This is a genomic window from Kocuria atrinae C3-8 (genome assembly GCF_000286355.1).
Taxonomy (GTDB): Bacteria; Actinomycetota; Actinomycetes; order Actinomycetales; family Micrococcaceae; genus Kocuria; species Kocuria atrinae_A.
In genome coordinates this window covers 1-1237 of record NZ_AJXN01000202.1, presented here as the reverse complement: position 1 = coordinate 1237, position 1237 = coordinate 1, and the positions used below count along the sequence as shown (strand labels likewise).

Here is a 1237-nt window from a genome sequence, read left to right as displayed (position 1 = left end):
GCGGTCGGGGCGATCACCGCAGGCTGCGTCACGCCCGAGTACCTCGCACTGCCGACGGCGGGCTCACGGCCGAGGCGCTCGCGGGCCCGTCAGCGAGGCCGTGACGTGGGCGGCCGAGGGCCGACACCCACTGGCCGTGGTCACGTGGGTCAAGGATGGTCACCCGGACCACGAGGTCCTCGCGGCCCAGGTGCAGCAGACCGCGGGCGCCGCGGCCGTTCGCTGCGTTCAGTACCCCATCTGGTGGTGGCACTGGGGTAGCCCCGCCAAACTTCCGCGCGGGTTGGTCCACGTGCCGCTCTCCGCCGAAGACCGGGACGCCAAACAGCAGGCCCTGGAGCATCACGCGTCCCAGGTGCGTCCGCTTTCGGATCAACCCGGGGACGAGGTGCTGCTCGGGCCGCACATCCTGGAGCATTTCGAGCGGGACCGCGAATACTTCGTCCTGGCCGCACCCCATCAGACCCCGGTCTTCAATCGCGTCCACACGGAATCCGAGGACCCGTGGAACGTGGACAGCTCCCGCTACGAGCACCGCAAACGCGACGTGCTCACGGCCAGCCTGCCGCGTGAGCTGTACCCCCGCGCCCTGGACATCGGCTGCTCCACGGGTGCGCTCACCGCGCAGTTGGCCGCGCACGTGGGCGTCATGACGGCGGTGGACGCGAGCGACGTCGCCTGGGCAAGGCCCGCGCGCGTCTCACCGAACGGGGCCTCAAGAACGTGCAATTGCGCAACGCGGTGCTACCCGAGCAGTGGGACCCCGAGTGGACCGAGCTGGATCTGATCGTGGTGAGCGAGGTGGGCTACTTCTGTTCTCCCGAGCAATGGAAAAAGCTGCTGTCGCTGTGCACCAAGGCGCTGTCCGCCGACGGGCACCTGGTGCTGTGTCACTGGCGCCACCCCATCAAGGACTGGCCGTTGGACGGGGACGATGTGCACCGTGAGGCGCGGCGTCGGCGTAACCTGACCCGGTTGGTGGAACACCGTGAACAGGATTTTGAGATCGACATCTACACGCGCACCCGGCGGGGGCGCGTATGAGTCCACGGGTCGCGGTGGTGATTCCCGCGTGCAATGAAGAAGAACGCGTGGCCAGGTGCATCGACTCGGTGGCGCAGGCCGTTCGAGCGCTCGTGGGAGCCGAACCCATGGCGACCGTCGAGGTGATCCTGGCCGCTGACAGCTGCACCGACCGCACGGTACCGGCCGCGCGGGAAGCCTGGGCGGCGGCGTC

Annotated in this window: 3 protein-coding genes; all 3 read left to right on the top strand. The window is 69.0% G+C overall.

Going from position 1 to position 1237, the window contains the following annotated elements; all coding sequences use genetic code 11:
• Nucleotides 1-787 (top strand): SAM-dependent methyltransferase (locus YO9_RS19295; protein WP_223286706.1); only part of this gene is annotated, 787 nt, incomplete at its 5' end.
• On the top strand, nucleotides 730-1044 hold the full coding sequence (locus YO9_RS19290; RefSeq protein WP_223286705.1) for a hypothetical protein: 315 nt from the start codon (nucleotides 730-732) through the stop codon (nucleotides 1042-1044). The genes YO9_RS19295 and YO9_RS19290, both read left to right, overlap by 58 nt.
• A partial coding sequence (locus YO9_RS19285) for a glycosyltransferase family 2 protein (protein WP_223286704.1) occupies nucleotides 1041-1237 on the top strand: 197 nt, incomplete at its 3' end. The genes YO9_RS19290 and YO9_RS19285, both read left to right, overlap by 4 nt.